This window comes from Microcoleus sp. PH2017_35_SFW_U_B, assembly GCF_020737865.1.
Taxonomy (GTDB): domain Bacteria; phylum Cyanobacteriota; class Cyanobacteriia; order Cyanobacteriales; family Microcoleaceae; genus Microcoleus.
Genome location: NZ_JAEQDE010000176.1, coordinates 1 through 6,666 on the forward strand (window position 1 = coordinate 1; position 6,666 = coordinate 6,666).

General features: G+C 48.8%; 4 protein-coding genes. All 4 read right to left on the minus strand.

Annotation, left to right across the window (positions count from 1 at the left end; translation table 11 throughout):
• Positions 1 to 157 precede the first annotated feature (157 nt).
• Entirely contained in the window at positions 158 to 649 is a 492-nt protein-coding gene (locus JGK36_RS32930; protein WP_293193853.1) for a CRR6 family NdhI maturation factor, read from the minus strand.
• A gap of 349 nt (positions 650 to 998) precedes the next feature.
• A complete protein-coding gene (locus JGK36_RS32935) occupies positions 999 to 2,933 on the minus strand; it encodes a DUF3685 domain-containing protein (protein ID WP_293199317.1) in 1,935 nt (644 codons plus the stop codon).
• 53 nt (positions 2,934 to 2,986) lie between these two features.
• Positions 2,987 to 5,200 (minus strand): hypothetical protein, encoded by a 2,214-nt coding sequence (locus JGK36_RS32940; protein ID WP_293199318.1) that lies wholly within the window; start codon positions 5,198 to 5,200, stop codon positions 2,987 to 2,989.
• A 692-nt stretch (positions 5,201 to 5,892) separates the two neighbouring features.
• Positions 5,893 to 6,357 (minus strand): Fur family transcriptional regulator, encoded by a 465-nt coding sequence (locus JGK36_RS32945; protein WP_293187058.1) that lies wholly within the window; start codon positions 6,355 to 6,357, stop codon positions 5,893 to 5,895.
• Positions 6,358 to 6,666: the final 309 nt, after the last annotated feature.

Below are 6,666 nucleotides of genomic sequence, written 5' to 3' on the forward strand. Positions count from 1 at the left end.
TGGACGAAGAAGGTATTCGGAGATGGAAAATTATCAAATAAAATCTTTAACCCACGGAGGTGGGTTTGGTTTGTGTAGACGCGGTTTCAACCGCCGGGTAATTGAAATACGAGGTGATTGGAACCAGTTTCAACTAACCGCCGATTCATCCAGGAAATCACAAACCCGAATAAGGCACGATGACATCAAAAAAAGCATCATCCAAATCGTAACCAAACATCTGCGACATTGCCATCAACTTCGATTTACTCGGAATTCCCTGCTGGTTCAACCAATCAGTCAACACAAAAATTTTGCTCATCAAAAACATTTCCAAAGCTTCAGGATTGTACTGAATGCCTTGGGTGCGGTGGAATTGGTGCGGCACTAACATCGCGGCATACCGGGCCAATTCTCCGGCTTTCCAATCCAGCAAAAATGGCAACCAAGGATAACAAGCATCCAAGCGAATAAACCACAGCCGCACTTCGGGAAGTTCCGATATTTCTCGCGGATCTAATTCTTCGCGCGGATACTCAATTTCAAATTGTACCTGTTGTTCGTTTTGGGCGATCGCTCCTGTGGCCAGCCACTGTTCAATAACAGTCCGCACCGGAGACAAATCTAAACTGTTTATGCGATCGGCATCAATCGCTATCATAATACTCATAAAAAGTCAACCTTATAACATTAATTCATTATCTATAATACCATCAATCATCAATTAACAATTACCAATTATCTCTCATCATACTGATTTATCTCAATCCGTTCACTCCCGTACATTGTCCTGTTCACTCTTCGGGTGCCTCTGGTTTTTGAAGCCTGAAGAAGCATGACCGCATATAAGTTATTAGTTATACTCTCATATTCACGGAGGTCATGCTTCGCCCCTACAAACATATTTGCCAAACCCAGATGCACCCCTCGGACAAACGAAATAATTCTGGCAGGCTTTGCGGTTTTTAACCCTTCTCGGACAACTGTCAACTGTCAACTGTCAACTGTCAACTGTTCCCTCAGCCATTTTTGCCAAACTTGCTATCCTGCAAAGAATTGCCAATACCTTGGATAATTCCCCGCCCGATCAAACCAATTCCCCGCCCGATAACCTGCGTCAAAACGTAAACAACAGCAGTACCCAACAGCGAAATAACAGCGCGAACCCTAGGTGCGATCGCATCCCGAGTTTCCAGCACCAAAGTTAAAGCCAACTGCCACCCAGACAACTGTGCTAACTCCAGATTTCTTGGAGCATAAATAGAAATTCTCTTAATTCCAGAATCGCCCAACACAAACAGCCAAAACCTGCTTTCAAAAATAGCTTTAGGTTCTACAAAATAGCTATCCCAGCGATATCTCCACGATAAATCATTCCGAAACCGCTCAATTTCTCGTGTTGAAATCAACTTGCCATCGTAAAAAGTTTGCTTGATTTCCTCAATATCTGCAAAATTATTGAGCAGAGGCTGCACCACTGAGCTAGCAACTTGAATTACCAAATTTTCCAACAAAGCTTCTGCTCGCTGCATCGCTTGCGGGCTGCCAGCAACACAAGAAAGATTGTCAACTGTGAGGGGAATTTCAAATAGCAAATGTGCAAATAAATCAACTGTCATCGGAATTTTATCAAGGATTTCCGTGGCAACTACTGTTTCATCTGCCAGCAGCACCGGCACCACTTCTACGCCGCTGCCTCCCCATAAATTAGCAGCCATTTCCCCTTGACTTTCTGGCAGTAGTTTCAAGCTTGTTTGACTGCTGTCAACAACCAGATTTTCTCCCGTTTGCAGCGTATAGTATCTGCCAAAAAAATCTATGATTGTCGCTTCCCACAAATCCCGCAAAATAGCAGGCATTTTTTCCGAAAATTGAGTTTGCTGCACTTGCCCCAAGCGCAATTCCTCTAGCAACTCCCGTAACTTCCGCAGGATGGAACTCATCAATTCGTGCTTTTTGGTCGATCGCAAAATATCGATCTCCAAAGGCACGCCAGTCAAATTCACCAAATCCACCTGCAATTTAGCAGCCACCGAGTCAAACAAGCTGCCTTGCCAATTATTTGTCAGCACCAAAGATTGACCCGAACCTCGGGAATTCGTGACTTGCAACTGAGAATTATCCCACAAACTCTCCCCTCTTTCTTCTCCCGTCTTTCTTCTCCCCTCGGACTCTTCCTTCTCCCCTCGGACTTCTTCCGACTTCCCTCGGACTTCCAATAACTGACTGACAATCCAACGAGCAGCCAGCAATTCTCGGCGGCGCCCGCTGACTACAATCCCATCTAAAATAGTGGCTAAGTCTGTCGAATCTGCCACTTTGATCTGTTCCAAATCAGCTTTGACAATTGCCAAAGCTGCATCTATTTCTCGCAATCCAGACACACAAAAATAAGCCAGAATTTTTTTGTGTACGGGCGTATCAATTGTCAGACTCTCAGCATTTTCTTCTGGATTGGCTGCGGAATTTTCTATTGTTTTAACCGTCGCTGAATTTAGCTCTATTTGAGAGTTCGCTGGCGTATCTGTCGGCCAATAAGTGCCGCTGGATGCTACCACGCGAATAGCTTCTATTGTCTCGGAAATATCTCTATCTTTAGGACAATAGCCCTTCGCGCCCGCAGCTTGTAACTGCCCCAACTGATCCGGTGCGAGCGGCCCACCTAGGAGCAACAGCGGTAGGTTGGGGTACAAATTTTTGAACTCGCCACAAACTGCCAGCGTCTGTATTAGACCCGATCGCAAACTTAACCTCTCAACAGCCAAAATTACCAAATCAACGGGCTTCTTGGCCCAGAGAGAGGCGGTCGATCGAGCTTCCAGAACCTCCAACGCCTCGGTTCCCGTGCCCACATCTGCGACAACTTCCAAGTCTGGATACTGCTCGCAGGCGACTCTCAGCCCCAGTCGGAAAATGGGGTCGGGATCGATCGACAGCAGTTGTAAATTACTCACTCGATTTTATATTTTAGATGTGAGATGTTAGACGCGCCTCCCCTAAAACCCAATTACTCGGGGATCAAATTAGCATCAGGAGGTCCAGCCGGCTGAGGAATCGAAGGCGCCGGTTCCGGAGCCGGAGCCGGAGGACGAGCAGGTTCTGGAGCCGGAGCTGGGGCCTCCTGTCTGGCGGGCGGATAGTAAGGTTCCGGCTCCCTCGCGGGCGGATAGTAAGGTTCCGGCTCCCTCGCGGGCGGATAGTAAGGTTCCGGAGCCGGAGCTGGAGCCTCTTCTCTGGCGGGCGGATAGTAAGGTTCTGGAGCCGGAGCCGGAGCCTCTTGTCTGGCGGGCGGATAGTAAGGCTCCGGAGCCGGCGCGTACTCTTCCTGTCGCGGAGCCGGCGCGTACTCTTCCTGTTGCGGAGCCGGCGCGTACTCTTCCTGTTGCGGAGCCGGCGCGTACTCGCGAGCGGGCTCCGGCGGCGGCGCAGTGTTGGCTCTGAGTTCGGCGCTCCAGCGCCCGATCGCACCTGCTGCCTCTGAGTGCAGCGCCCTACCGTAACCGACTTGGGAAGCCATATTAATCGCCGCCGACAGACTACCTTGAGATGCTAATTCCGCAGCTCGATCGAGAATCGGACGATCTTGAGCAACTTGCAGTTCGCTCACCCACTGATAGACATTATCCTGAGCTTTAGCGTAAAGAGTCCTACCGCTCTTAATTTCCGAAGCTTTGTCAATAGCCGCGGTCAGTTTTCCTTGCTTGGCCAGGGCGATCGCCTCATCTAAAAAAGGCTGATCTTGAATAACTTCTATGCGTTTCGTCCACTGAGCCAGGAGAGTTTGCGCCTCTACTCTGCGGGGACGGTTTTGAGAGATCAGAAGTACCTGAGCAATGCCGCCCTTAAGTCCTTCAACCGTTCCCGGTGCTACCAACTGCTTCGCCAGGTTCACAAAAGCTTGGTCTTCGATCCGCTGAATTTCGCGGCGCCAAGTAGCCACCAAAGTTTGAGCGTGAACCCGCCGCGGCTGACGAGGCCCGATGGTTTGCGCTTGCTCGATCGCCATCTGAAGCGCCCCGATTTGACCGAAACTCGCGATCGTGCTTGCCACTTGCAGCCGCAGTAAATCTTGAAACTGCACCTGTAAACTTTCAACTTGAACTTGAGCCTGCTTGTACAGAGGTCGGCCAGGAGCAATTTGGCTAGCAGCCCCCTGCCCTTCGAGCAAAGTAAAAATATGTTGTGCCAGTGGCGTCGATACCGACTGGTTCCACATCACCGCCTGAGCCCTACCCAACTGCATCAAATCTTGAGCTTCCGCAAACAGTGGCGAATCTTGGGGCACCACAGAAGCAGCCTCGATCGCCCCCGGAAGGTCTTTCCCCTTCAACCGCTTAGTCGCCATTGCCAGCAAAGTCCGGCTCCAGCCCTCAATTTCCTTTTCTGCTTTACCGCGGGCAAAAAGCTGCGGGTCTATTTTGCGAGCCAGGACGATCGCCTCAGCGAACTTTTGCGGAGTTCCCTCCTGCGCCAAATTTCTAGCCTCTTGCAAGCGCTGCCAGCCGTTTCTTTCCAGAGAAATTTGCTGAATCAGCTCGTTGTAGCGCTTCTGACTCCAGAAAATATTTTCCAGCTTAAACAGAGCTTGAGCGTAATCCCATGCCTTCCTCAGATCCTCACTTTTCAAAGCTGCTAGCGCTGTATCGTAGAGTTTTTGACCCTCCTGCCAATTTTTTTCCCAAGCAGTCACAGCATCCTGTACCTCTGGGTAAGACGGACTGGTTTTCGGAATTTTTGCCACAATCGCCAGAGCGCCCTTCAAATCGCCCAGCTCAATTTTTGCCCTGGCAAATGCGAGCATGGCTTTCGACCATTCCCCGATCAAATGTTGGCCCTGCGAGTATAGCGGGTGTTCTTTCGGCCAAGCCTGCACCAGTCCTATTGCCGATTCTAGCTGTTCTAGCTTGCCCGATTTAGCAGCTTGCTGAGCGCAGTAAAGTCGCTCTCCGTCCGCCGCCAATGGCGACAGTTGCTGGCAATTCGGTGGCGGTGGCATCGTCAGCAGCCACAGAAATGCAGCGGCACCCGTTACTCCAAATCCCACCAGGAGACTCAGCCAGATCAGTTGCCACTGCCAAAAAGTTCTTTTCCCCTCCCTCGGCGACGCCGTGAGGGAGGAACTTGCATCGCCTGTCGCCTCTGCACTCAACTGTGCCGTCGGTTTGGGGGATGGGTTGTATTTGGGTGGTGTGTGGAATTGGTCAGATTGTCGTCTCGCCATTACTTCAGCCTGTCCTGTAATGCGCTCTCTCCGTGACACTCCCACATCAAATCATCGATTGCGATGTGGGCTTCTGACTCCTGTTAAGGAGATCTAGAATTTCCTTCAAGGTACTTGCAATTTTTCCCTTTACGGCGTTTTGTAGTGAGGTTCGTGTCTAGCCCCACTGCTTGCTTCCAAGTATTTTAGGCTCAAGAAGCACGTAAATCATACCAGTTATCCAACAATTATTCACTGCTTCCGGTGCAGTTTAGCTGAAAAAACATTAGAAAGCCCCGTCAGTCTAGCGATTTTCAATTTTCGATCTTCGATTTTCGTCTTGACTCCACAGATAAATTTGCCAGGGTTCTGAAAATGTTGCTACACAAAATTTCGATCGATTCGGTCCGACTAAAAAATCAAGCGGGTACTAAACCCGGATTTTCTCCCAACTTTATACGTATAGAGGGTAGAGCTATTTTTTTTACTTAGTGCTACATTTTATTTCCCGATCGCCCAACTTGCCGATCGAGTTTGAGTTTCAAGGTACGTTGTTGGGCTTTAGCCCTCTTTAGAGGTATGTGTAAAGAGGGCTAAAGCCCAACAACGTACCTCGGCCCGATCGAGCCACTATCAATATTTGAATCATTTTATACCTTCAACAGCCACAGCAAAAATATCCCTTTTGCTTCTAACAGTGGCTGCCTCATCATTTACGAAGCTTTTGGCGTATCGCTAGCAGTTGATGCTGCCGTAGCTGACTCTGCCGATCTATATCCGTAGAAATCTATCCGGTAGTCTACAATTTTGACACCTGTTTGCTGTTGGATTTGTTCAATCAAGTCGATCGGCAATTCCACATGAACGTCGAGAATCTGAGCCGTATCCAGACAATTGACATGAGAGTGAGAGTCGCTGACATTCCCGTACAAGCGTCCCTCCGAGCGTTCGATGCACTCAATAATCCCTTCTCTCGACAAAGCTTCCAGATTTTGATAAACAGAAGTATGACCGATCCCCTTTGCTTGTTGGTTCAGGCGATCGTAAATTTCGCGAGCCGAGAGGTGTTCTTTTGCATCCCACAAAAGCTCTAGAATAAATCGACGCTGGCGGCTCAAGCGCATTCCCATAGCCTGACAGCGGTTTAAAGCATCTTCTAATGAACGAATTGGTTTCACAGCTACCGCCTTCTAAAGCCTGCTCGATTTTTTATACTGGTACAATACATTGCACGCCTGTCTATATATAGCTTAATTCTAACGCAGGGTTTCCCAACACTAGAAGCTAGAGGGCAAAAATCTCAAAGATATTGAATTTTTTGTCGTTGCCGGATTAGCCCGCTGCCAGCACGCATCAAAAAATTCTCCTTCTCAAAAATATTGCCTTAACTGCTTCGTAAAACTTACCCAAACTTAACTAAAGCCATCTTTAGCTACAATGAAAGAGTTCACTTCCTGCGCTATTGAGTGGTCGGCCATCCCAAGGTA